The sequence below is a fragment of the Citrobacter sp. MGH105 genome (assembly GCF_001037485.2).
GTDB lineage: Bacteria > Pseudomonadota > Gammaproteobacteria > Enterobacterales > Enterobacteriaceae > Citrobacter > Citrobacter portucalensis.
Window position 1 is genome coordinate 1,725,512 of sequence record NZ_CP073048.1, and the last position, 22,472, is coordinate 1,747,983.

General features: G+C 53.9%; 25 protein-coding genes and 1 tRNA gene. 19 read left to right on the plus strand and 7 right to left on the minus strand.

The window, feature by feature from the left end:
• Nucleotides 1-74 precede the first annotated feature (74 nt).
• Entirely contained in the window at nucleotides 75-572 is a 498-nt protein-coding gene (eco, locus tag SK35_RS08080; RefSeq protein WP_048216405.1) for a serine protease inhibitor ecotin, read from the minus strand.
• Nucleotides 573-985: 413 nt separating this feature from the next.
• Here eco and napF point away from each other — a divergent pair, with 413 nt between their 5' ends.
• From napF to SK35_RS08155, 15 genes are all read left to right on the plus strand, one after another.
• On the plus strand, nucleotides 986-1,477 hold the full coding sequence (napF, locus tag SK35_RS08085; protein ID WP_003027564.1) for a ferredoxin-type protein NapF: 492 nt from the start codon (nucleotides 986-988) through the stop codon (nucleotides 1,475-1,477).
• Nucleotides 1,467-1,730: a chaperone NapD gene (gene napD, locus SK35_RS08090; RefSeq protein ID WP_048215888.1), complete on the plus strand. Its 264-nt coding sequence runs from the start codon at nucleotides 1,467-1,469 to the stop codon at nucleotides 1,728-1,730. The genes napF and napD overlap by 11 nt, the downstream gene beginning before the upstream one ends.
• Nucleotides 1,727-4,213 (plus strand): nitrate reductase catalytic subunit NapA, encoded by a 2,487-nt coding sequence (gene napA / locus SK35_RS08095; RefSeq protein ID WP_008785300.1) that lies wholly within the window; start codon nucleotides 1,727-1,729, stop codon nucleotides 4,211-4,213. The genes napD and napA overlap by 4 nt, the downstream gene beginning before the upstream one ends.
• Nucleotides 4,214-4,219: 6 nt before the next feature.
• Nucleotides 4,220-4,915, plus strand: coding sequence for a ferredoxin-type protein NapG (napG, locus tag SK35_RS08100; protein ID WP_003834629.1), 696 nt, complete (start codon nucleotides 4,220-4,222; stop codon nucleotides 4,913-4,915).
• Nucleotides 4,902-5,765, plus strand: coding sequence for a quinol dehydrogenase ferredoxin subunit NapH (napH, locus tag SK35_RS08105; protein ID WP_003027552.1), 864 nt, complete (start codon nucleotides 4,902-4,904; stop codon nucleotides 5,763-5,765). The genes napG and napH overlap by 14 nt, the downstream gene beginning before the upstream one ends.
• A complete protein-coding gene (napB, locus tag SK35_RS08110; protein WP_048215889.1) occupies nucleotides 5,762-6,211 on the plus strand; it encodes a nitrate reductase cytochrome c-type subunit in 450 nt (149 codons plus the stop codon). The genes napH and napB overlap by 4 nt, the downstream gene beginning before the upstream one ends.
• A gap of 9 nt (nucleotides 6,212-6,220) precedes the next feature.
• Entirely contained in the window at nucleotides 6,221-6,823 is a 603-nt protein-coding gene (napC, locus tag SK35_RS08115) for a cytochrome c-type protein NapC (protein WP_003027548.1), read from the plus strand.
• Nucleotides 6,824-6,843: 20 nt separating this feature from the next.
• Nucleotides 6,844-7,464, plus strand: a complete 621-nt coding sequence (gene ccmA, locus SK35_RS08120) for a cytochrome c biogenesis heme-transporting ATPase CcmA (protein WP_048215890.1) — start codon at nucleotides 6,844-6,846, stop codon at nucleotides 7,462-7,464.
• On the plus strand, nucleotides 7,461-8,120 hold the full coding sequence (ccmB, locus tag SK35_RS08125; RefSeq protein ID WP_048215891.1) for a heme exporter protein CcmB: 660 nt from the start codon (nucleotides 7,461-7,463) through the stop codon (nucleotides 8,118-8,120). The genes ccmA and ccmB overlap by 4 nt, the downstream gene beginning before the upstream one ends.
• 76 nt (nucleotides 8,121-8,196) lie before the next feature.
• On the plus strand, nucleotides 8,197-8,934 hold the full coding sequence (locus tag SK35_RS08130; protein WP_003027538.1) for a heme ABC transporter permease: 738 nt from the start codon (nucleotides 8,197-8,199) through the stop codon (nucleotides 8,932-8,934).
• On the plus strand, nucleotides 8,931-9,143 hold the full coding sequence (gene ccmD / locus SK35_RS08135; RefSeq protein ID WP_048215892.1) for a heme exporter protein CcmD: 213 nt from the start codon (nucleotides 8,931-8,933) through the stop codon (nucleotides 9,141-9,143). Before SK35_RS08130 ends, ccmD begins: the two co-directional genes overlap by 4 nt.
• Entirely contained in the window at nucleotides 9,140-9,619 is a 480-nt protein-coding gene (gene ccmE, locus SK35_RS08140; protein WP_016150677.1) for a cytochrome c maturation protein CcmE, read from the plus strand. Before ccmD ends, ccmE begins: the two co-directional genes overlap by 4 nt.
• Nucleotides 9,616-11,571: a heme lyase CcmF/NrfE family subunit gene (locus SK35_RS08145; protein WP_048215893.1), complete on the plus strand. Its 1,956-nt coding sequence runs from the start codon at nucleotides 9,616-9,618 to the stop codon at nucleotides 11,569-11,571. Before ccmE ends, SK35_RS08145 begins: the two co-directional genes overlap by 4 nt.
• Nucleotides 11,568-12,125, plus strand: coding sequence for a thiol:disulfide interchange protein DsbE (gene dsbE, locus SK35_RS08150; RefSeq protein WP_003834613.1), 558 nt, complete (start codon nucleotides 11,568-11,570; stop codon nucleotides 12,123-12,125). Before SK35_RS08145 ends, dsbE begins: the two co-directional genes overlap by 4 nt.
• Entirely contained in the window at nucleotides 12,122-13,171 is a 1,050-nt protein-coding gene (locus tag SK35_RS08155; RefSeq protein WP_048215894.1) for a cytochrome c-type biogenesis protein CcmH, read from the plus strand. Before dsbE ends, SK35_RS08155 begins: the two co-directional genes overlap by 4 nt.
• Nucleotides 13,172-13,267: 96 nt before the next feature.
• Here SK35_RS08155 and narP read toward each other — a convergent pair whose 3' ends face one another.
• The 4 genes from narP to SK35_RS08175 all read right to left on the minus strand — a co-directional run bounded on the left by narP (nucleotide 13,268) and on the right by SK35_RS08175 (nucleotide 16,294).
• Entirely contained in the window at nucleotides 13,268-13,915 is a 648-nt protein-coding gene (narP, locus tag SK35_RS08160) for a nitrate/nitrite response regulator protein NarP (protein ID WP_003834605.1), read from the minus strand.
• Nucleotides 13,916-14,123: 208 nt separating this feature from the next.
• Nucleotides 14,124-14,200 (minus strand) — tRNA-Pro (locus SK35_RS08165).
• Between the two features lie 74 nt (nucleotides 14,201-14,274).
• Complete coding sequence (gene yejM / locus SK35_RS08170; RefSeq protein ID WP_048215895.1) at nucleotides 14,275-16,035, minus strand: LPS biosynthesis-modulating metalloenzyme YejM; 1,761 nt, start codon at nucleotides 16,033-16,035, stop codon at nucleotides 14,275-14,277.
• Between the two features lie 31 nt (nucleotides 16,036-16,066).
• Entirely contained in the window at nucleotides 16,067-16,294 is a 228-nt protein-coding gene (locus tag SK35_RS08175) for a YejL family protein (protein ID WP_003027506.1), read from the minus strand.
• 134 nt (nucleotides 16,295-16,428) lie between these two features.
• Here SK35_RS08175 and yejK point away from each other — a divergent pair, with 134 nt between their 5' ends.
• Complete coding sequence (gene yejK, locus SK35_RS08180) at nucleotides 16,429-17,436, plus strand: nucleoid-associated protein YejK (protein WP_003027504.1); 1,008 nt, start codon at nucleotides 16,429-16,431, stop codon at nucleotides 17,434-17,436.
• Nucleotides 17,437-17,556: 120 nt separating this feature from the next.
• Here yejK and rplY read toward each other — a convergent pair whose 3' ends face one another.
• Entirely contained in the window at nucleotides 17,557-17,841 is a 285-nt protein-coding gene (gene rplY, locus SK35_RS08185; protein ID WP_003027502.1) for a 50S ribosomal protein L25, read from the minus strand.
• A 124-nt stretch (nucleotides 17,842-17,965) separates the two neighbouring features.
• Nucleotides 17,966-19,726: a DEAD/DEAH box helicase gene (locus SK35_RS08190; RefSeq protein WP_048216406.1), complete on the minus strand. Its 1,761-nt coding sequence runs from the start codon at nucleotides 19,724-19,726 to the stop codon at nucleotides 17,966-17,968.
• A gap of 151 nt (nucleotides 19,727-19,877) precedes the next feature.
• On the opposite strand from SK35_RS08190, the gene rsuA reads away from it, so the two are divergent.
• The 3 genes from rsuA to SK35_RS08205 all read left to right on the plus strand — a co-directional run bounded on the left by rsuA (nucleotide 19,878) and on the right by SK35_RS08205 (nucleotide 22,469).
• On the plus strand, nucleotides 19,878-20,585 hold the full coding sequence (gene rsuA / locus SK35_RS08195) for a 16S rRNA pseudouridine(516) synthase RsuA (RefSeq protein ID WP_008785291.1): 708 nt from the start codon (nucleotides 19,878-19,880) through the stop codon (nucleotides 20,583-20,585).
• A 15-nt stretch (nucleotides 20,586-20,600) separates the two neighbouring features.
• Nucleotides 20,601-21,791, plus strand: coding sequence for a Bcr/CflA family multidrug efflux MFS transporter (locus SK35_RS08200; protein ID WP_003834584.1), 1,191 nt, complete (start codon nucleotides 20,601-20,603; stop codon nucleotides 21,789-21,791).
• Nucleotides 21,792-22,124: 333 nt separating this feature from the next.
• Nucleotides 22,125-22,469, plus strand: coding sequence for a YejG family protein (locus SK35_RS08205; protein WP_085951589.1), 345 nt, complete (start codon nucleotides 22,125-22,127; stop codon nucleotides 22,467-22,469).
• Nucleotides 22,470-22,472 lie beyond the last annotated feature (3 nt).

The following is a 22,472-nucleotide window of genomic DNA, read 5'->3' on the forward strand; positions in this document are numbered from 1 at the left end:
CTGCGCTTATCCGGCATTGTTTATGCGTCTGTAGGCCGGATAAGGCGGTACGCTGCCATCCGGCACATTCTCACTTAGCGCGCGACTGCGTCCTGAATTTTGTCTTCCGCTTTCCAGATACGGTATTTAACGTCCACGTTTTCCGGGGTATAGACCACAATCGGCAACTTGCTGTTGTAACGCAGCATGCCGTCATCACCCAGATGCGCAGTAATGAATTTCTTCTCTTTCTTACCGTCCGGGCAGGCCATCATGGTTGAAACCGGAGACGTAACTTTGTCAAAGACATAGTAGTCATATCCCCAACCCTCCAGCGTTTTGCTGTCCAGTTCTCCGCCCAGGCGGTGTTGGTTACAGTCAACTTCCAGCGTTTGTCCGATCAGCAGTTCTACTTTCAGAGTAGATTCATCTTTCTCAGGGGTAAGCTGGATAACCTGGCGCTTCATACCCTTTTCCGCCTTGGGATAAGGGGCGACTTTTTCCAGCGGCTGAGCGGCGGTATCGTTACTGGCAGCCCATGCAGAGGTGCTGGCAAAGGCGGCGAAAAGTACGGCAGGGACAATTGTCTTCATCTTATTGTTCACAGTGTTTCCTTTCTTCTGTCTTATGAACGAGTCTGTAGCAGGTTAACATATTTGGATAATCTATTAATCTGGATTTACTTATATTTAAAGTGTATTAGGTAGCGTTTCGTTGCCATGGTAGCGATATATCCTAGGAATTATCCTAATATTGAGATCTTTTTCTTTTTGAGTAAGTCGTTATATACATTGTTATATAACTCATTGAAATGTGAGCAAAAGCGCATTTTTTCCCGCCAACTCAACACTCCTTTGATCCGGCAACAGCATTTACCCCAATTGGGGTATGCACCTCTAACACATCCTGAAATATCTTACGGCTAAAAATAACTACTCATAAATAGTGCAGTTTTTTATGTCGTTCAACCCGCCGAGGGAGGGCGTCATTATGGAAGGACAATGTCATGGTTGATTTATCCCGTCGAGGCATGTTGACAGGCAGTTGGCGAAACGCCAGCGCAGGGATTCGTCCGCCGTGGAGCAAGGAAGACTCTCACTTTCTGGCCCATTGCCTCCGTTGTGACGCCTGCATCCAGGCGTGCGAAACCGACATCCTGCAGCGAGGCCAGGGTGGTTACCCGAGCGTAAATTTCAAACACGGCGAGTGCAGCTTTTGCTATGCCTGCGCAGAAGCCTGTCCCGAATCACTTTTTCTTCCGCGCCACACCAGGGCATGGGATCTGAATTTTACGATTGGGGAAAACTGTCTCGCACATCAGTCCGTTGAATGTCACCGCTGTCAGGATAGCTGTGAGCCCATGGCAATAACCTTTCGCCCCACGCTTTCCGGCATTTATCAGCCGCAGCTCGACAATCAGGACTGTAACGGATGTGGCGCCTGTGTCGCTATCTGCCCGGTATCAGCCATTAACGCGGAGTACAACCATGGACAATAACTGGCAGGTCTGCAGCCTGGTCGTTCAGGCCAAAAGCCAGCATATCAACGATATCGCCACGCAGTTGCGTTCCTTTTCCGGTTGCGAAGTTGCACTCAGCGATGTGGAAAGTGGTCAGTTGATTGTGGTGGTGGAAGCTGAGCAAAGTGAAACGCTAATGAAAACAATTGAGTCAGTACGCAACGTTGCGGGCGTACTGGCGGTGTCGCTGGTTTATCACCAGCAGGATGAGCAAGGTGAGGAAACACCATGAAACTCAGTCGTCGTAGCTTTATGAAAGCTAACGCCGTTGCGGCCGCTGCGGCGGCTGCCGGGTTAAGCGTGCCGGGCGTTGCCCGCGCGGTAGTCGGTCAGCAAGAAGCCATCAAATGGGACAAAGCCCCGTGCCGTTTTTGCGGGACGGGCTGTGGCGTATTGGTCGGAACGCAGCAAGGGCGTGTTGTGGCATGCCAGGGCGATCCGGATGCGCCGGTTAACCGTGGGCTTAACTGCATCAAAGGTTACTTCCTGCCGAAAATCATGTACGGAAAAGACCGTTTAACGCAGCCGATGCTGCGCATGAAAGACGGCAAGTATCACAAAGAAGGCGAGTTCACCCCGATTAGCTGGGACCAGGCCTTTGACGTGATGGAAGAGAAATTCAAAACGTCGATGAAAGAGAAAGGCCCGGAGTCTATCGGTATGTTCGGCTCTGGCCAGTGGACGATTTGGGAAGGTTATGCCGCTGCCAAATTGTTTAAAGCGGGTTTCCGTTCCAATAACATCGACCCGAACGCACGTCACTGCATGGCCTCAGCGGTAGTCGGTTTTATGCGTACCTTCGGTATGGATGAACCGATGGGCTGCTATGACGATATCGAACATGCGGATGCCTTCGTCCTGTGGGGCGCGAATATGGCAGAGATGCACCCGATCCTGTGGTCGCGCATCACCAACCGTCGTCTGTCCGATCCTAATGTTAACGTCGCGGTTCTTTCCACCTTCCAGCACCGCAGCTTTGAGCTGGCGGATAACGGTATGGTCTTCACGCCGCAAACCGATCTGGTGATCCTCAACTACATCGCGAACTACATTATTCAAAACAATGCGATTAACCAGGATTTCTTTAGCAAGCACGTTAACCTGCGTAAAGGCGTGACGGACATCGGCTACGGTCTGCGTCCAACCCATCCGCTGGAAAAAGCGGCGAAAAACCCGGGATCCGATGCTTCTGAACCGATGAGCTTTGAGGATTACAAAGCCTTCGTTGCTGAGTACACGCTGGATAAAACCGCCGAAATGACCGGTGTGCCGAAAGATCAGCTGGAACAGCTGGCGCAGCTGTATGCCGATCCGAAGAAAAAAGTCATCTCCTACTGGACGATGGGCTTTAACCAGCACACCCGCGGCGTGTGGGCCAACAACTTGGTCTATAACCTGCACTTGCTGACTGGCAAAATCTCCCAGCCAGGCTGCGGCCCGTTCTCTCTGACCGGCCAGCCTTCAGCGTGCGGCACCGCGCGTGAAGTCGGTACGTTCTCCCACCGTCTGCCTGCGGACATGGTGGTAACGAACGAAAAACACCGCGATATCTGTGAGAAGCACTGGAATATTCCGTCAGGGACCATTCCGGCAAAAGTTGGTCTGCACGCCGTGGCGCAAGATCGCGCGCTGAAAGATGGCAAGCTCAACGTCTACTGGGCGATGTGTACTAACAACATGCAGGCCGGTCCGAACATCAACGAAGAGCGTATGCCGGGCTGGCGCGATCCGCGTAACTTCATCATCGTCTCCGATCCGTACCCGACGATCAGCGCCCTGTCGGCTGACCTGATCCTGCCGACCGCGATGTGGGTAGAGAAAGAAGGCGCCTACGGGAACGCGGAACGCCGTACACAGTTCTGGCGTCAGCAAATTAAAGCGCCGGGCGAATCGAAATCGGATCTGTGGCAACTGGTGCAATTCTCTCGTCGCTTCAAAACAGAAGAAGTATGGCCGGAAGAGCTGCTGGCACAAAAACCGGAACTGCGCGGTAAAACGCTGTATGACGTGCTGTTTGCTACGCCAGCAGTAACGAAATTCCCAGTGACTGAACTGGCTGAAGATCAACTGAACGATGAATCCCGCGAGCTGGGCTTCTATCTGCAAAAAGGCTTGTTCGAAGAGTACGCCTGGTTTGGCCGCGGTCACGGGCACGATCTTGCGCCATTTGACGATTACCACAAAGCGCGCGGTTTACGCTGGCCGGTCGTTGAGGGTAAAGAGACCCAGTGGCGCTACAGCGAAGGCAACGACCCTTACGTGAAAGCAGGTGAAAGCTACAAGTTCTACGGTAAACCGGACGGTAAAGCGGTTATCTTCGCGCTGCCATTTGAACCTGCTGCTGAAGCGCCGGATAAAGAATATGACCTGTGGCTGTCTACCGGACGTGTGCTGGAACACTGGCATACCGGCAGTATGACGCGTCGTGTGCCTGAACTACACCGTGCTTTCCCGGAAGCCGTGCTGTTTATCCACCCGCTGGATGCAAAAGCACGCGATCTGCGCCGTGGCGATAAGGTCAAAGTGATTTCCCGTCGTGGCGAAGTGATTTCGATTGTTGAAACACGCGGTCGTAACCGTCCGCCGCAGGGGCTGGTGTATATGCCGTTCTTCGATGCCGCACAGCTGGTGAACAACCTGACGCTGGATGCGACGGATCCGCTCTCCAAAGAGACGGATTTCAAGAAGTGCGCCGTGAAACTGGCGAAGGTGTAACGCGTTATGTCCCGGTCAGCAAAACCCCAAAATGGCCGCCGCCGCTTTCTACGCGATATGGTTCGCGCAGCGGGCGGGCTGGCCGTCGTTGGCGTGGCGCTGGGGTTGCAACAACAAACCGCACGTGCAACCGGCGTGCGGTTACGCCCGCCTGGCGCACTGAGCGAGGAGGCATTCGCCAGCGCCTGTGTGCGCTGCGGTCAGTGCGTTCAGGCATGCCCGTATGACACGCTGAAGCTGGCAACGCTGGCCTCCGGGCTGGCGGCCGGTACGCCATATTTTGTCGCCCGTGATATTCCCTGCGAAATGTGTGAGGACATTCCGTGTGCCAAAGTCTGCCCGAGCGGCGCGTTGGACAGGGAAATTGAATCCATTGACGATTCGCGTATGGGGCTGGCGGTACTGCTGGATCACGAAAACTGCCTCAACTATCAGGGATTACGCTGCGACGTTTGCTATCGCGAGTGCCCGAAAATTGATGAGGCGATCACCCTGGAGCTGGACCGCAACATGCGTACCGGCAAGCATGCGCGGTTTATTCCGACCGTGCACAGCGATGCCTGTACCGGCTGTGGGAAATGCGAAAAAGTCTGCGTACTGGAACAGCCAGCAATAAAAGTGCTGCCGCTGTCGCTGGCGAAAGGGGAGTTAGGACACCATTACCGCTTCGGTTGGCTGGAGGGGAACAATGGCAAATCGTAAACGTGATGCGGGGCGTGAAGCGCAGGCAAAAAAAGGATGGTGGAAGAGTCATCGCTGGCTGCTGCTGCGTCGTTTGAGCCAGTTTCTGATACTGGCGATGTTCCTCAGCGGCCCGTGGCTTGGCGTATGGATCCTGCATGGCAACTACAGTAGCAGCCTGTTGCTGGACGCTATCCCGTTCACCGATCCGCTGATTACTCTGCAAAGCCTGGCCAGCGGGCATCTGCCGGCGACGGTGGCGTTAACGGGAGCAGCTATCATCACGGTGCTGTATGCCCTGGCCGGTAAGCGGCTGTTTTGTAGCTGGGTTTGTCCCATGAACCCGGTTACCGATTTAGCCAGTTGGTTGCGCAGAAGGTTTGACCTGAATCAGTCCGCAACCCTGCCGCGCCATATACGGTACGTCCTGCTGGTGGTTATCCTGGTCGGTTCCGCCCTGACCGGTACGCTGTTGTGGGAGTGGATAAATCCAGTCTCTCTGCTTGGACGGAGCCTGGTAATGGGATTCGGTAGCGGAGCGTTGCTGATCCTCGCGCTGTTTTTATTTGATTTACTGGTCGTTGAGCATGGCTGGTGCGGGCATCTTTGCCCACTGGGTGCGCTGTATAGCGTGGTGGGAAGCAAAGGGGCATTAACCGTTTCGGCAAAAGAACGTAACAGATGTAACCGCTGTATGGATTGTTTTCATGTTTGCCCGGAACCGCATGTGCTACGTGCGCCGGTGCTGGATGAGCAAAGTCCGGTGCAGGTAACCAGCCGCGATTGCATGGCCTGCGGTCGCTGCGTGGATGTCTGTTCTGAGGATGTTTTTACAATAACAACACGATGGAGTTCGGGAGCGAAATCATGAAAAGCCATGACCTGATTAAGACGCTGTGTCAATGGACGGCCCTGCTTGCCCTGGTCGTCAGTGGGGCCGTTTGGGCTGCAAATGGAGTGGATCTGAGCCAGTCACCGGAAGTCTCAGGAACACAAGAAGGGGCGATTCGCATGCCGAAAGAGCAAGAGCGCATGCCGCTGAACTATGTGAATCAGCCGCCGATGATTCCGCATAGCGTTGAAGGGTATCAGGTAACGACTAACACTAACCGCTGCCTGCAATGCCACGGTGTGGAAAGCTATCGCACCACCGGTGCGCCGCGCATCAGTCCGACGCACTTTATGGACAGCGACGGCAAGGTATTGGCTGAAGTTGCGCCGCGTCGTTATTTCTGCCTGCAATGTCACGTTCCGCAGGCTGACGCCGCGCCGATTGTTGAAAATACCTTCACCCCCTCGAAAGGTTACGGGAAATAAGAGGTCATTATGGAAAATTCTAACCGTAAACCAGGCTGGATTAAGCGCGTCTGGCAATGGTGGCGTCGCCCCAGCCGTCTGGCGCTCGGCACGCTGTTGTTAATCGGCTTTGTGGGCGGCATTATTTTCTGGGGCGGCTTTAATACCGGTATGGAAAAGGCCAATACAGAAGAGTTCTGCATTAGCTGTCACGAAATGCGCAATACGGTATACCAGGAATACATGGAAACCGTACACTACAACAACCGCAGTGGTGTGCGAGCGACTTGCCCTGATTGTCACGTCCCCCATGAGTGGGGCCCGAAAATGATCCGTAAGATCAAGGCCAGTAAAGAGCTGTACGCGAAAGCACTGGGGCTGATAGATACACCGCAGAAATTTGAAGACCATCGTCTGACGATGGCGCAAAATGAGTGGCGGCGTATGAAAGATAATAATTCGCAAGAGTGCCGAAACTGTCACAACTTCGAGTTTATGGATTTAACCGCCCAGAAAGGCGTTGCGGCCAAAATGCACGACCAGGCCGTGAAAGACGGGCAAACCTGTATTGACTGTCATAAAGGGATAGCGCACAAACTGCCTGATATGCGCGAAGTCAAACCGGGCTTTTAACAGGATGTAGATAACCAGGTATGCTTGAAGCCAGAGAATTACTTTGCGAGCGAGATGACAGAATTCTGTTCAGCAATCTGTCATTTCGCGTCAACGCAGGGGAATGGGTACAAATTACCGGCAGCAACGGCGCAGGGAAAACCACTCTGCTGCGGTTGCTTACCGGGCTGGCGCGTCCCGATGCAGGGGAGGTTTGCTGGCAAGAGCAGCCGGTGCATCACGTGCGGGACAGCTACCATCAGCAACTGCTGTGGATCGGACATCAGCCGGGGATAAAAACCCGGCTTTCGGCGTTGGAGAACCTGCGTTTCTTTCATCATGACGGCGACATTGCACAGTGTCTGGCTGCGCTGGCGCAGGCGGGACTTGCTGGATATGAAGATATCCCGGTGAACCAGCTCTCCGCCGGACAACAGCGGCGCGTAGCGCTGGCCCGTTTGTGGCTGACCCGCGCCCGGCTGTGGATCCTCGATGAACCCTTTACCGCCATTGATGTGAACGGCGTTGAGCGACTGACTCAGCGTATGGCGCAGCATACGGAGCAGGGCGGTATTGTTATTCTCACCACCCACCAACCGCTCAATGTCGAAACCGATAAAGTGCGACGTATTGCGCTGACCAGCGAGAGGGCAACGCAATGATGTGGCGAATCTTCCGTTTAGAACTGCGAGTTGCGTTTCGTCATAGTGCGGAAATCGCCAATCCTTTATGGTTCTTCCTGATTGTTATTACGCTGTTCCCCCTGAGCATTGGGCCGGAGCCGCAGCTTCTGGCGCGCATTGCGCCGGGCATCATTTGGGTTGCGGCGCTGCTGGCGTCATTGCTGGCGCTGGAACGCCTGTTTCGTGATGATCTGCAGGACGGCAGCCTTGAGCAACTGATGCTGCTGCCGTTACCGCTACCGGCCGTGGTGCTGGCGAAAGTGATGGCGCACTGGGTCGTGACCGGCCTGCCGCTGTTGATCCTCTCGCCGCTAGTGGCGCTGCTGCTGGGCATGGATATGTACAGCTGGAAAATTATGGCGCTGACGTTGTTACTCGGAACGCCGACGCTGGGCTTCCTCGGTGCGCCGGGTGTGGGGCTGACGGTGGGCTTAAAGCGCGGCGGCGTGTTGTTAAGCGTGCTGGTGCTCCCGCTCACCATACCCTTACTGATTTTTGCAACCGCCGCGATGGATGCGGCTTCTATGCACTTACCGGTTGAAGGGTACATGGCAATTCTGGGCGCGTTGCTGGTCGGCAGCGCCACGTTAAGCCCGTTTGCCACAGCCGCGGCGTTACGGATAAGCGTGCAGTAACGAGAATTAGATGTGTAGGCCGGGCAAGGCGCTCTGGCACAACGGATTTTAATTTATGGAGTCTGGTGACTGAACTATGTGGAAAACACTTCATCAATTGGCGATGCCCCCTCGGCTCTATCAGATCTGTGGCTGGTTTATCCCGTGGCTGGCGATTGCCAGCGCGGTGGTACTGATAACGGGATGGGTCTGGGGCTTTGGTTTTGCGCCTGCGGATTATCAGCAGGGGCAGAGCTATCGCATTATTTATCTGCACGTTCCGGCGGCAATCTGGTCGATGGGCATTTATGCCTCGATGGCTGTTGCCGCGTTTATCGGCCTGGTCTGGCAGATGAAAATGGCCAATTTGGCGCTGGCTGCGATGGCGCCGATTGGTGCAGTGTTTACCTTTATTGCGCTGGTGACCGGCTCCGCATGGGGCAAACCGATGTGGGGAACCTGGTGGGTCTGGGATGCTCGACTCACCTCTGAACTGGTACTGTTGTTTCTCTACGTGGGTGCCATTGCGCTGTGGCATGCCTTTGACGACCGCCGTCTGGCAGGTCGTGCCGCCGGTATTCTGGTGCTGATTGGCGTGGTCAACTTACCGATTATCCACTACTCGGTTGAGTGGTGGAATACGCTGCATCAGGGTTCTACCCGCATGCAGCAAAGCATCGATCCGGCGATGCGTACGCCGCTGCGTCTGGCAATCGTCGGCTATCTGTTACTGTTTGTCACGCTGGCGCTGATGCGCATGCGTAACCTGATTTTGATGATGGAAAAACGCCGCCCGTGGGTGAGCGAACTGATCTTAAAAAGAGGCCGCCAATGACCCCTGCATTTGCATCATGGAGTGATTTTTTCGCGATGGGCGGCTACGCCTTGTATGTCTGGCTTGCCGTAGCGATGAGCGTTATCCCGCTGGTGGTGCTGGTACTGCATTCCACGTTACAACATCGCGCAATTTTACGCGGTGTAGCGCAGCAGCGGGCGAGAGAAGCGCGTATGCGTGCGGCGCAAGTGCAACGGGAGGCGGCGTGAATATTCGACGTAAAAATCGGTTATGGATAGCCTGTGCGGTACTGGCGGGTCTGGCGTTGACCATTACGCTGGTGCTTTATGCGCTGCGTTCTAATATTGACCTGTTCTATACGCCGGGAGAGATACTCTACGGTAAGCGCGAAACGCAGCAGATGCCCGAAGTCGGTCAGCGCCTGCGCGTGGGCGGAATGGTGATGCCCGGTAGCGTAAAGCGCGATCCGCAGTCGTTGAAGGTGAATTTCAGTATCTATGACGCCGAAGGTGTGGTGGATGTCACCTACGAAGGCATTCTGCCGGATCTGTTCCGCGAAGGGCAGGGTGTTGTTGTTCAGGGCGAACTGAACGAAGGAAATCATGTGCAGGCCAAAGAGGTTCTTGCCAAACATGATGAGAATTACACCCCGCCGGAAGTCGAAAAAGCGATGCAGGAAAACCATCGTCGCCCGGAAAGTGTTTATAAGGATAAAACGTCATGATGCCTGAAATTGGCAATGCGCTGTTGTGCCTTGCGCTCGGCGTGGCGTTACTACTGTCAGTCTTTCCGCTGTGGGGCGTAGCGCGCGGCGACGTGCGAATGATGGCCTCCGCGCGGCCTTTTGCCTGGGTTCTTTTTATCTGCGTGATGGGGGCGTTCCTGATTCTGGTCAACGCCTTCGTGGTTAATGACTTTACTGTCACCTACGTTGCCAGCAACTCCAATACCCAACTTCCGGTCTGGTATCGGGTCGCGGCAACCTGGGGGGCTCATGAAGGCTCGCTGTTGCTATGGGTGCTGCTGATGAGCGGCTGGACGTTCGCCGTTGCGGCGTTCAGCCAGCGTATGCCGCTGGACATCGTTGCCCGCGTGCTGGCGGTGATGGGGATGGTAAGCGTTGGCTTTCTGCTGTTTATTCTGTTTACCTCCAACCCGTTTGCCCGTACGTTGCCCAACTTCCCTATTGAAGGGCGCGACCTGAACCCGCTGTTGCAGGATCCGGGACTGATTTTCCATCCGCCGTTGCTGTACATGGGGTATGTCGGCTTCTCCGTGGCCTTCGCGTTTGCGATTGCCGCGCTGATGAGCGGACGACTGGACAGTACCTTCGCCCGTTTTTCGCGTCCGTGGACGCTGGCGGCATGGGTGTTCCTGACGCTGGGTATTGTACTCGGTTCGGCCTGGGCCTATTACGAGCTGGGCTGGGGCGGTTGGTGGTTCTGGGATCCGGTTGAGAACGCCTCGTTTATGCCATGGCTGGTGGGAACGGCGCTGATGCACTCGCTGTCGGTAACCGAACAGCGTGCCAGCTTTAAAGCCTGGACGCTGCTGCTGTCAATCTGCGCATTCTCGCTGTGCCTATTGGGTACTTTCCTGGTACGCTCCGGCGTGCTGGTATCGGTGCATGCCTTCGCCTCCGATCCGTCGCGCGGGATGTTTATTCTGGCCTTTATGGTATTGGTGATTGGCGGCTCCCTGTTGCTGTTTGCGGTGCGCGGTCACAAGGTCCGCTCACGGGTGAACAACGCGCTGTGGTCGCGTGAATCTCTGCTGTTGGGCAACAACGTTCTGCTGATTGCCGCCATGCTGGTGGTGCTTTTGGGCACGCTGCTGCCGCTGGTGCACAAACAACTGGGTCTGGGCAGTATTTCGATTGGCGAACCGTTCTTCAACACCATGTTTACCTGGCTGATGGCGCCGTTCGCGCTGTTGCTGGGTATTGGGCCATTAGTGCGCTGGGGCCGTGACCGACCGCGTAAACTGAAAACGTTACTGATTATCGCGTTTGTCACCACGCTTGTTCTGTCGCTGCTGCTGCCGTGGTTGTTTGAGGATCGCATTGCCGCTATGACGGTGGTTGGGCTGGCGATGGCATGCTGGATATTCGTGCTGGCGATGTCCGAAGCATTCCTGCGTGTTTCCCGCGGAACGAAGTTAACACCAAGCTATTGGGGCATGGTGTCGGGCCACGTTGGGCTGGCGATAACTATTGTCGGTATTGCCTTTAGCCAGAACTACAGCGTTGAACGCGATGTGCGTATGAAAGCAGGTGATAGCGTCAGTATCCATAGCTATCAGTTCACGTTCCGCGAAGTGAAAGATATTACCGGACCTAACTACCGGGGCGGTGTCGCCATTATTGGCGTTACCCGAGATGGTAAACCGGAAGCCACGCTGCATGCGGAAAAACGCTTCTATAACAGCACCAGTTCGATGATGACCGAAGCGGCAATTGACGGCGGATTCACGCGCGATCTGTACGCCGCGCTGGGTGAAGAACTGGATAACGGCACATGGGCTGTGCGTCTGTACTACAAACCGTTTATTCGCTGGATTTGGGCCGGAGGATTGCTGATGGCGCTGGGCGGATTGTTCTGCCTGTTTGATCCACGCTATCGTCAGCGCGCGCGTCCTCGCGCCGCGGTGCAAAAAAATGCGTCGGAGGCTGTATGAAGCGCAACGCACTGTTAATTCCGTTTATTATTTTTCTGATCATTGCTGCGGCGCTGCTGTGGCAGCTGGCGCGTAACGCTCAGGGAGACGATCCCACGAATCTGGAATCGGCGCTGATCGGCAAACCCGTTCCGACATTCCGCCTGGAGTCGCTGGAGAATCCGGGTCAGCATTATCAGGCCGATGTGCTGACCCAGGGCAAACCGGTACTGCTGAACGTCTGGGCGACCTGGTGCCCGACCTGTCGCGCTGAACATCAGTATCTGAACCAGCTATCTGCACAAGGCGTGCGGGTGGTGGGTCTGAACTATAAAGACGATCGTCAGAAAGCCATTGTCTGGCTGAAAGAGCTGGGCAATCCTTACTCATTAAGCCTGTTTGACGGCGACGGTATGCTCGGTCTGGATCTTGGCGTGTACGGCGCGCCGGAAACGTTCCTGATCGACGGTAAAGGTATTATTCGCTATCGCCATGCCGGTGATTTGAATGCCAGGGTGTGGGAGAGCGAGATCAAACCGTTGTGGGATAAGTACAGTAAGGAGGCTGCGCAATGAGATTTTTACTGGGCCTGCTGATGCTGGTTATCTCGGGATCAGCGCTGGCGACCATCGATGTGATGCAGTTTAAGGATGAAGCGCAGGAGCAGCAGTTCCGTCAGCTTACCGAACAGCTGCGCTGTCCTAAATGTCAGAACAACAGTATCGCCGATTCTAACTCGATGATTGCCACCGACCTGCGCCAGAAAGTGTACGAACTGATGCAGGAAGGGAAAAGCCAGAAAGAAATTGTCGACTACATGGTGGCGCGCTACGGCAACTTTGTCACTTACGATCCGCCGTTGACGCCGCTTACTGTGCTTTTGTGGGTGATGCCGGTGGTAGCGATTGGTCTGGGCGGCTGGATTATTTTTGCCCGTTCTCGCCGACGCGTCCGGGTGAAGCTTGAAGAGTTTCCTGACGACGTTATCCCGGATGGCAAGCGCGGTGGATTTGGGTTGTTTGTGCCCGGCATCGTGGTGGCGCTGATCGTTGGCGCGGTGAGCTATTATGAAACCGGCAGCTATAAGCAGGTTCAGGTCTGGCAGCAGGCCACCGCTCAGGCTCCGGCGCTGCTGGAACGCGCGTTGGATCCGAAAGCTGACCCGCTCAATGAAGAAGATATGACACGTCTGGCGCTGGGACTGCGCACGCGTTTACAAGCCGATCCTACAAACGTTGAAGGTTGGATCATGCTTGGGCGTATTGGCATGGTACTCGGTAACGCCAGTACGGCCACTGAAGCCTATGCCAATGCCTATCGACTGGATCCTAAAAACAGCGATGCGGCGCTGGGTTATGCGGAAGCACTGACCCGTTCATCCGATCCTGACGATAATCGCAGGGGAGGGGAGCTGTTACGCCAGCTGGTGCGCGGCGAGCATGCCAACGTGCGGGTTCTCAGCATGTACGCGTTTAACGCTTTTGAACAGCAGCGCTTTGGTGAGGCGGTTGCGGCATGGGAGATGATGCTGAAATTATTACCGGCCAATGATACCCGTCGGGCGGTGATAGAACGCAGCATTAAGCAGGCGATGGAGCAGCTAACGCCGCAGGAGAAGTAAGAGTCCAGATTGCCCGAAGGCGTGCTGCTTTCGGGCCTGTGCGAGCTTTGTAGGCCGGATAAGACGCTGTTGCGTCGACATCCGGCATCTCATTGATTACTGCATGCCGCGTGTTTGCAAAAACAGGATGGTGGCAGCAACGCGAGAACGCACGTTGAGTTTGCGCAGCAGGTTACGAATATGCACCTTCACCGTCTGTTCGGAAATATTCAGTACCGACGCAATCTGTTTATTCGACAGCCCCTGAGCCAGCTCGTGTAACACATCCAGTTCGCGTTCGGTGAGAATGCTGAATGGATCTTCCTGCGCACCAAACAGGTCACGTTCGCGCAGATATTCGCTAACACGAGCGCTAAACGCTTTACCACCTTTGGCGCCGTTACGAATGGCTTCCAGCAAGACTTCGGGATCGCTATCTTTCAGTAAATAACCATCCGCGCCGGCATCAATTAAGGCGTACACATCGCTGGCGGCATCCGATACGGTAAGAATAATAATTTGCGCGGTGACGCCGTCCCGACGCAGCGCATTCAGGGTGTCCAGCCCGCTCATACCTTTCATATTGAGATCCAGCAGGATCACATCAAGGTCCAGACGGTTTGCCAGATCGATAGCACTTGCGCCGTCGCCTGCTTCAGCGACTACGTCAAATGCGGGATCCAGTTGCAATAATTGACTAATTCCCCGCCGCATGAGTGGGTGGTCGTCGACAATCAGCACCCGAAAAGGCGTTACTTCAGGCATACTATTCTCCTGAGCTTTTATTAGTATCATTATTGTTTTCAGCGCATCAATCGTCCAGATTCATCGCGCTGATGAGAGGATGAATTTTACCCCAATTTGTGCATGGGTAAGTAGTAAAACCTGTGCTGAAGGCTGCTGTAAAACTCAGGAATGCGGAATCGCAGACATAAAAAAACCAACCGCAAGGGTTGGTTTTTTTGGGGATTTTTGGTCGGCACGAGAGGATTTGAACCTCCGACCCCCGACACCCCATGACGGTGCGCTACCAGGCTGCGCTACGTGCCGACGCTATGGCTGCTAATACTACTGCTTTCCGCTACGAATGCAAGAGGATGCCTCACTAACTGATTTATAATTAATCAGTTAGCAATAAATCGTTTCTCATCCGTCAGAACCTGTAGCAGCAGGCTGAGCTGCGGTTTCTGATCTTTTATTTTCTCGCCACGTAAATCATAGGTCTGATAATTTCCGTTGTTGTTCAGCACCAGCGTCATCTCTGGCGTAGTCACTGCCATCGTGCTGCCGTCGGCGGCGGTCACCCAGTAATGGCGACGTGTAGCATTGAACAAATCCTGCCCCTGCGAGTATTCGTTAGCCGGCGTGCTGACATGCAGCAGGCGCTGCATCAGCGTCGTCATCAGGTCTGTATGATCGGTCAGGCTATTGATACGCTGGGCAGGTGTTCCCGGCCAGTGAATCACCAGAGGAACCTGCAGATGACCGCGCGACCAGGCAAAGTTGTTCTCTTCCTGAGTCAGCGGCACACCGCGACCCGCGGTAATAATCACCACCGTGTTGTCCAGTTTACCCGAGTCGCGCAGGGCGCCAAGAACACGGTTAATATTGGCATCCACATCCTGAGCGGCGCTGGCGTAGCGTTTGGCAAAGTTCTTCTGGTTACTGTCATCAAGGTTTGTCCCGTTAAAGGAGACCCAGGAGAACCAGCGATTATCTTCCTGCGCGTAGCGTCCCAGCCAGTTAATCCATTGGCTTGCGGTTTGTTCGTCTGATTGCGTTTGCACGCTCGGCATGGAGAAATCTGACAGTAGCGCCTGACGATAAAGCGGGCTGGTAAAGCCATCCGAGGAGAATAGCCCTAACTGATAACCCTGCTGGTTCAGTGCAGAGATCAGCGCCGCAGGCGTTCGGGTCGACAAAATGCCATCCATGTAGCTTGGTGATACGCCATAGAACAGGCCAAAGATCCCGTTATCCGTGGTGTTGCCTGAGCTCATGTGACGCGTAAAGGAGATATTCTGCCCGGCAAACTCAGCCAGCGCAGGCATCTGTTTTTCAAAGCGTGAGTAGTTCAGGCCGTCTACGGTGATCAGCAGAACGTTCTGGCCGGTGCCCATATCGCGATAGTGCAGTTCGCTGAGCGGGTACTGCACGGAAACCGCTTCCGGATTGCCCTGTTCGATCAGGCGACGCTGATACTCTTGCGCATCCAGCAGGCCATGTTTTTCCAGAAACTTACGCGCCGTCATCGGGTAAGAGAGTGGCAGGTTTGCGCGCTGCATGGTAATCGGGCGATAGAAATTGGCATCTGCCCAGATATACACCACATGCGAGGCGATAAAAGAAACGAAGAAGAATGCCGCTAACGGTTTGGCGAAATGGCGACGACGCGTCAGGCTGCGCAGCTTTTGCCAGCTCCAGGTCGCAAACAACATTTCTATTAACAGGATAACCGGCACGCTGATAAACAACAGTTGCCAGTCACGCGCCGCTTCATTCTGGTCAGGGTTAATGACCAGTTCCCAGACGATCGGGTTGAGGTGCAGGTGGAAGCGAGTGAAAACTTCGCTGTCGATTAACAACAGCGTCATGCCAGCCGTCGCCAGAATAGCTGATAAGAATCGCATCAGCCTCTGGGACATGACGATAAACGTCAGGGGAAACAGGATTAGCAGATAGGTGGCAAACACCAGAAAGCTAAAATGCCCGACAACGCTCAGGTAGGAATATACACGACCTGCAAGGGTTGTCGGCCAGTCGGCGACAAACAGGTAACGGCTACCGAGAACCATGGCCAACAGAATGTTGAACAAGGCAAACCAGTGCCCCCAGCTAACCATCTGGGAGACTTTCTCACGGTAGCGCTGACGATGAGTTACCATAAACTGTTGTTCGTTTCCCCGGAGCAGGCTCTTAATGCGCTTGGTCGTCGTTTACCGAAGACTGCAATGCGCGGGCAAAAGAGTTGGCAATCGCCTGGCGCTGGGCCGGTGCGATGCTTGTATTGATAAGGTTAGTCACCATGTTTCCCAGAACCATCAGGGAAAGGTCGGTCGGCGCCTTATGTTTTTCCAGTACGTTGAGCATCTCATTCAGCAGTTGTTCAACGTGTTCGTCACTATAGCGGGAAATTTGTGGCATAAATCGAAATCAGTCTGTTCATGAAAGGGCAACATATTACCGTACGGACAGTTTTTTTTCTGCTTTTTTATCTTCTATTGCGTCACTGCCCGGCAGGTGGTTGAATACCGCCCGGTCTAAAAGGAGAGTTTATCATGAGTCTGGATATCAACCAGATTGCCCTGCACCAGCTTATCAAACGTGACGAGCAGAACCTTGAGCTGGTCTTGCGCGATTCATTACTGGAACCGACAGCGACGGTTGTCGATATGATGGCTGAGTTGCATCGGGTGTATAGCGCCAAGAATAAAGCCTATGGCCTGTTTAGCGAAGAGAGTGAACTGGCGCAAACGCTGCGTTTACAGCGTCAGGGTGAAGAGGATTTTCTGGCATTTAGTCGTGCAGCGACCGGACGCTTGCGGGACGAGCTGGCGAAATATCCTTTTGCCGACGGCGGTATTGTCCTGTTCTGCCATTACCGCTATCTGGCGGTAGAGTATCTGCTGGTCGCCGTGCTGAACAATTTAAGCAGCATGCGCGTCAATGAAAATCTGGATATCAATCCGACGCACTATCTGGATATCAATCATGCGGACATCGTGGCGCGTATTGATTTAACCGAGTGGGAAACCAATCCGGAGTCCACGCGCTATCTGACGTTCCTGAAAGGGCGGGTCGGGCGTAAAGTCGCCGATTTCTTTATGGATTTCCTCGGTGCCAGCGAAGGTCTGAACGCCAAAGCGCAAAACCGTGGCCTGCTGCAGGCGGTCGATGACTTTACCGCCGAGGCGCAACTCGATAAAGCCGAACGCCAGAACGTGCGTCAGCAGGTGTACAGCTACTGTAACGAGCAGCTGCAGGCTGGTGAAGAGATCGAACTGGAGTCGCTGTCTAAAGAGCTTTCCGGCGTCAGTGAAGTCAGCTTCAGCGAATTTACCGCTGATAAAGGCTACGAGCTGGAAGAGAGCTTCCCTGCGGATCGCAGCACGCTGCGTCAGTTAACCAAATTTGCCGGCAGCGGCGGTGGGTTAACCATTAACTTCGACGCTATGTTACTGGGTGAACGTATTTTCTGGGATCCGGCGACGGACACCTTGACCATCAAAGGTACGCCGCCGAACCTGCGCGACCAGCTGCAGCGCCGCACGTCTGGCGGGAAATAAAACCGTGTGCCGGGTGAGAGCGTTAACGCCTTATCCGGTCGACGAGAACCATCAGTATCGATGACAAAATCCCATAAAAAAACCCCGCCTTGGCGGGGTTTTTCTTCAACTTGTTTGCGATTACGCGCGAACGAAGTCGATGTGGGACAGCTTCGGCTTGAACGGGTGACGCTGTACGGCCTGAGCTTTAACTTTAACTTCTTTACCGTCAACAACGATGGTCAGAACTTCGCTGTAGAATTCAGCTTTAGCTTGCATGTTCATAACTGCATCGTGATCCAGTTCGATAGCAATCGGGGCTTCTGCGCCACCGTAGATGATTGCCGGGAACTTGTTAGCGGCACGCAGGCGGCGGCTCGCACCCTTACCCTGCTCTTTACGTACTTCAGCGTTGATAGTAAACATTTAAATCTCTCTTTAATAATTCCTGCTACAGGCGACCCAGCAACAGGTAAGTGATCTGCTTTGCGTATGCAAAAGCGGGCGAGATTCTATACTCAAACGGCTGGTACATCAATCAAAAGTACGATTAACCGCGTAATTCATGTGCCCGACGAAAGCGACCTTCATAATCGAAGATCTTTTCACGGACCTGCCAGTACTGACCTTTCATACGCGCCACCACGAAATCAGGATGCCGTAACAACGCCTGCTGATTGAGGATATCGGCGGCGGTTATCCAGCGTAAGGGTATCCCGGGTGTTCGGGTGTGCGGGCGAATAAACAGTTGTTCGAAGGCCGTACGCTGCGCGGGAGTGTGCAGGCGAAAGCGTTCGCTGACGTCAGCGCCGTCTTCATCGTAATAGGTGATTTTCAGCCATTCGCCTTTATCATCCTGCCCGTTTTGTAACACCATACCGCTACAGCGCAGGACCAGCGCATCTTTGAGCCTGAGCGCGGCTTTCAGCATGTCATCCGGGTCAACCAGCACCGTGTCGCACTCGCGACAACGGCGGGCGGCGATGTCATTTTCCGCGTTGCACTGTGGGCAGTTTTTAAAACGGAAACGAAAATCGCACTGTTCGCGATGGCCGTCATCATCTTCAAACCATCCCTGGCAGCGGCGGCCAAAATGTTCAATCAGCGTGCCGTCTGCCGTGGTTTTGCCCCAGAAGGTGTTTGCAAATCCGCAGGCAGGACAGAACACCTGTACCGGAACGTTGTCGCTTTTCCTTTTCGGTGCACCCACTTCCGGTGCGTACAGATCGTGCGGGTTGCCGGCATAATCGAGGATCAGACAGTCGGTTTTACCCGGTGCAAGGCGCAACCCACGACCAACAATTTGTTGGTAAAGGCTAACTGACTCTGTTGGGCGCAGAATGGCGATAAGGTCGACGTGCGGGGCATCGAATCCGGTGGTCAGGACCGATACATTCACCAGATAGCGAAAACGCTGGGCTTTGAACTCTTCAATCAGCACGTCGCGCTCAGCGCCTGGCGTATCTCCAGTGATTAGCGCGGCGTCGTCAGCGGGCAGCAGGCCCTGAATTTCTTTGGCGTGCTCAACGGTGGCGGCGAAAATCATCACCCCTTTGCGGGTTTGGGCAAACTCGATAATCTGGCTGATGATATGTGGCGTTATTCGCTGCTGCTTTTTCAGCTCCTGATTCAGATCCGCTTCGCTAAACAGGCCGTTACTCTGCGCCTGCAGGCGACTAAAGTCATACTGCACGACCGGCATGTCGAGGCGTTCTGGCGGCGTCAGGTAGCCGTGTTTAATCATGTAGCGCAGCGGTAATTCATAAATGCAGTCGCGAAACAGCGCTTTTTCATCGCCGCGCACCATACCGTGATAATGAAAATGATAAATCCAGCCTTTGCCCAAACGAAAAGGCGTGGCGGTAAGCCCGAGCAGGCGTAAGTGGGGATTTACTTTAGTCAGGTGAGTGAGGATTTGCTGATACTGACTCTCTTCATCATCGCCAATACGGTGGCATTCATCGACGATCAGCAGTGAGAATTCACCCTGAAAGGCCTCCAGATTACGCGCTACCGACTGTACGCTGCCAAAGACTACTTTCCCGTGGCTCTCTTTACGCTTCAGGCCTGCGGCAAAAATATCGGCTTCAAGCCCCAGCGCACAATATTTGGCATGGTTTTGTGCGACCAGTTCTTTGACGTGCGCCAGTACCAGTACGCGACCACGTGCCACGCGGGCCAGTTCAGCAATCACCAGACTTTTGCCCGCGCCGGTTGGCAGGACGATAACCGCCGGGGTGCGGTGGTGGCGAAAATGGTTGAGCGTGGCGTCCACGGCTTCTTTTTGGTACGGGCGAAGAGTAAAAATCATGAGCTCATTAAGATAAACAGCAACAATGTATAGTATGCCATGAATCATTTCCCTTGAGGGATGGTGTAACACCGCTATACTGGGCGGATAATAGTCCCACTTTTCGGGCGTAAACCCGCTTCTCGTATTTTTACAGGCAAAAATCACACTCATGCGACTTGATAAATTTATCGCTCAGCAACTCGGCGTCAGCCGCGCTATTGCCGGGCGTGAGATCCGTGCTAACCGCGTTACCGTCGACGGTGAAATCGTTAAAAACAGTGCCTTTAAGCTGCTACCAGAACACGACGTCGAATATGACGGTAATTCCCTGGTTCAACAAAATGGCCCGCGCTATTTTATGCTGAATAAGCCTCAGGGTTATGTTTGCTCAACGGATGACCCGGATCATCCGACGGTGCTCTATTTCCTTGATGAACCGGTTGCCTACAAATTGCATGCGGCAGGGCGTCTGGATATCGACACCACCGGACTGGTACTGATGACCGATGACGGACAGTGGTCGCATCGTATCACCTCTCCTCGTCACCATTGCGAGAAAACCTATCTGGTGACGCTGGAGTCGCCAGTGGCAGACGATACCGCCGAGCAGTTTGCCCATGGCGTACAGTTGCATAATGAGAAAGACCTGACCAAACCGGCTGTTCTGGAGGTCATTACGCCAACTCAGGTGCGATTGACCATCAGCGAAGGGCGTTATCATCAAGTAAAACGTATGTTTGCCGCGGTGGGTAACCACGTTGTGGAACTGCACCGTGAACGAATTGGTGACATCAGGCTTGATGACGATCTGGAGCCGGGTGAATACCGTCCATTGACCGAAGAAGAAATCGCCAGCGTTAACTTAACCCCGCGTTAATTTCAGGAGCTAAATGTGACCACCCGGCAGAACTCGTCAATTGCCATAGTCTTTATCCTTGGCTTGTTAGCCATGCTGATGCCGTTGTCGATTGATATGTATCTTCCGGCGCTACCTGTTATCTCAGAACAGTTTGGTGTGCCTGCGGGTAGCGCGCAGATGACCCTCAGTACCTATATTCTGGGGTTTGCAGTGGGGCAGTTGCTCTATGGCCCAATGGCTGACAGCATTGGGCGCAAGCCGGTTATTCTGGGCGGAACGCTGGTGTTTGCGGCGGCGGCAGTGGCCTGCGCCCTGGCGCAAACTATCGATCAACTGATCGTGATGCGTTTCTTCCACGGTCTGGCTGCTGCGGCGGCGAGCGTGGTAATCAACGCCCTGATGCGCGATATCTATCCAAAGGAAGAGTTCTCGCGCATGATGTCATTCGTCATGTTGGTCACCACGATAGCGCCATTACTGGCACCTATCGTGGGTGGTTGGGTGCTGGTATGGCTGAGCTGGCACTATATCTTTTGGATCCTCGCCATGGCGGCTGTTCTGGCGTCGGTGATGATCTTTACGCTGATCAAAGAGACCCTGCCTGTAGAGCGTCGCCAGCCGTTTCGCCTGCGTACCACTATTGGCAACTTTGCCTCGCTGTTTCGTCATAAACGAGTGCTGAGCTATATGCTGGCCAGTGGGTTCAGCTTTGCCGGGATGTTCTCGTTTCTGAGCGCCGGACCCTTTGTTTACATTGAGATCAACCACGTTTCACCGCAGCATTTCGGTTATTACTTCGCATTGAACATCGTATTCCTGTTCGTGATGACTATCATCAACAGCCGCTTTGTGCGTCGGGTTGGGGCATTGAATATGTTCCGTACCGGTCTGTGGATCCAGTTCGTGATGGCGGGATGGATGGTCTTTAGCGCACTGTTTGGGCTGGGGTTCTGGGCTCTGGTCGTGGGCGTTGCGGCGTTTGTTGGCTGTGTATCGATGGTGTCATCAAACGCCATGGCGGTTATTCTGGATGAATTTCCGCATATGGCGGGAACGGCGTCATCGCTGGCTGGGACATTCCGCTTTGGCATTGGCGCCATTGTCGGGGCCCTGTTGTCTCTGGCGACCTTTAACTCGGCCTGGCCAATGATATGGTCGATCGCATTTTGCGCTACCTGCTCAATTCTCTTCTATCTTTACGCCAGTCGCGCTCAAAAACGGTGATCTATTACACAACCTGGGGGCCATAAGGTCTCCAGAGTTGATGTACATCAACCGCAAATCTATCATTTCCCCCGCTTATGTTTATTTTATGTAAAATAAATTTATGTAAAAAGTCACATCATTGTAGTTAAAAAGGTTGAGTTAGATCGCAGAAACGAGTACATATAGCCCGGAAATATGCCAGAACCGTTGAATAAATTTAATTACTGGGTTCTGTAAGCAGCATAAGTACTGGATGTAAACGTTTACCAACTGTCTAAAGACGTATTGTCAATGATGTGTTAATATTGATGTAAAATAATTGTGAAGTGATTGTGCTTCCAGGGAAAGAAAGTGATGACATTACAACTCTCAATCGTTCATCGTCTGCCGCAGAGCTATCGTTGGTCGGTGGGTTTCGCAGGTTCGAAAGTTGAACCGATTCCGCAAAACGGTCAGAGTAATGAGAACAGCCTGGTGGCACTCAAATTGCTCAGTCCTGATGGTGACAGCGCGTGGTCAGTCATGCATAAGCTCAGCCAGGCCCTCAGTGATATCGAGGTTCCTTGTTCCGTACTGGAATGTGAAGGAGAGCCGTGCCTGTTTGTGAATCGTCAGGACGAATTTGCCGCGACCTGCAGACTGAAAAACTTCGGCGTGGCTATCGCAGAACCGTTTTCAAACAACAATCCTTTTTGAGCG

What these genes read in the sequence shown, in the direction of transcription:
- rplY (WP_003027502.1), bottom strand. Translation starts at nt 17,841, where the DNA reads ATGTTTACTATCAACGCTGAAGTACGTAAAGAGCAGGGTAAGGGTGCG.
- SK35_RS08190 (WP_048216406.1), bottom strand. Translation starts at nt 19,726, where the DNA reads ATGATTTTTACTCTTCGCCCGTACCAAAAAGAAGCCGTGGACGCCACG.
- yejM (WP_048215895.1), bottom strand. Translation starts at nt 16,035, where the DNA reads ATGGTAACTCATCGTCAGCGCTACCGTGAGAAAGTCTCCCAGATGGTT.
- SK35_RS08175 (WP_003027506.1), bottom strand. Translation starts at nt 16,294, where the DNA reads ATGCCACAAATTTCCCGCTATAGTGACGAACACGTTGAACAACTGCTG.
- napC (WP_003027548.1), top strand. Translation starts at nt 6,221, where the DNA reads ATGGAAAATTCTAACCGTAAACCAGGCTGGATTAAGCGCGTCTGGCAA.
- dsbE (WP_003834613.1), top strand. Translation starts at nt 11,568, where the DNA reads ATGAAGCGCAACGCACTGTTAATTCCGTTTATTATTTTTCTGATCATT.
- rsuA (WP_008785291.1), top strand. Translation starts at nt 19,878, where the DNA reads ATGCGACTTGATAAATTTATCGCTCAGCAACTCGGCGTCAGCCGCGCT.
- SK35_RS08145 (WP_048215893.1), top strand. Translation starts at nt 9,616, where the DNA reads ATGATGCCTGAAATTGGCAATGCGCTGTTGTGCCTTGCGCTCGGCGTG.
- napH (WP_003027552.1), top strand. Translation starts at nt 4,902, where the DNA reads ATGGCAAATCGTAAACGTGATGCGGGGCGTGAAGCGCAGGCAAAAAAA.
- napG (WP_003834629.1), top strand. Translation starts at nt 4,220, where the DNA reads ATGTCCCGGTCAGCAAAACCCCAAAATGGCCGCCGCCGCTTTCTACGC.
- eco (WP_048216405.1), bottom strand. Translation starts at nt 572, where the DNA reads ATGAAGACAATTGTCCCTGCCGTACTTTTCGCCGCCTTTGCCAGCACC.
- ccmD (WP_048215892.1), top strand. Translation starts at nt 8,931, where the DNA reads ATGACCCCTGCATTTGCATCATGGAGTGATTTTTTCGCGATGGGCGGC.
- yejK (WP_003027504.1), top strand. Translation starts at nt 16,429, where the DNA reads ATGAGTCTGGATATCAACCAGATTGCCCTGCACCAGCTTATCAAACGT.
- ccmB (WP_048215891.1), top strand. Translation starts at nt 7,461, where the DNA reads ATGATGTGGCGAATCTTCCGTTTAGAACTGCGAGTTGCGTTTCGTCAT.
- ccmA (WP_048215890.1), top strand. Translation starts at nt 6,844, where the DNA reads ATGCTTGAAGCCAGAGAATTACTTTGCGAGCGAGATGACAGAATTCTG.
- napD (WP_048215888.1), top strand. Translation starts at nt 1,467, where the DNA reads ATGGACAATAACTGGCAGGTCTGCAGCCTGGTCGTTCAGGCCAAAAGC.
- SK35_RS08130 (WP_003027538.1), top strand. Translation starts at nt 8,197, where the DNA reads ATGTGGAAAACACTTCATCAATTGGCGATGCCCCCTCGGCTCTATCAG.
- napB (WP_048215889.1), top strand. Translation starts at nt 5,762, where the DNA reads ATGAAAAGCCATGACCTGATTAAGACGCTGTGTCAATGGACGGCCCTG.
- napF (WP_003027564.1), top strand. Translation starts at nt 986, where the DNA reads ATGGTTGATTTATCCCGTCGAGGCATGTTGACAGGCAGTTGGCGAAAC.
- narP (WP_003834605.1), bottom strand. Translation starts at nt 13,915, where the DNA reads ATGCCTGAAGTAACGCCTTTTCGGGTGCTGATTGTCGACGACCACCCA.
- SK35_RS08155 (WP_048215894.1), top strand. Translation starts at nt 12,122, where the DNA reads ATGAGATTTTTACTGGGCCTGCTGATGCTGGTTATCTCGGGATCAGCG.
- napA (WP_008785300.1), top strand. Translation starts at nt 1,727, where the DNA reads ATGAAACTCAGTCGTCGTAGCTTTATGAAAGCTAACGCCGTTGCGGCC.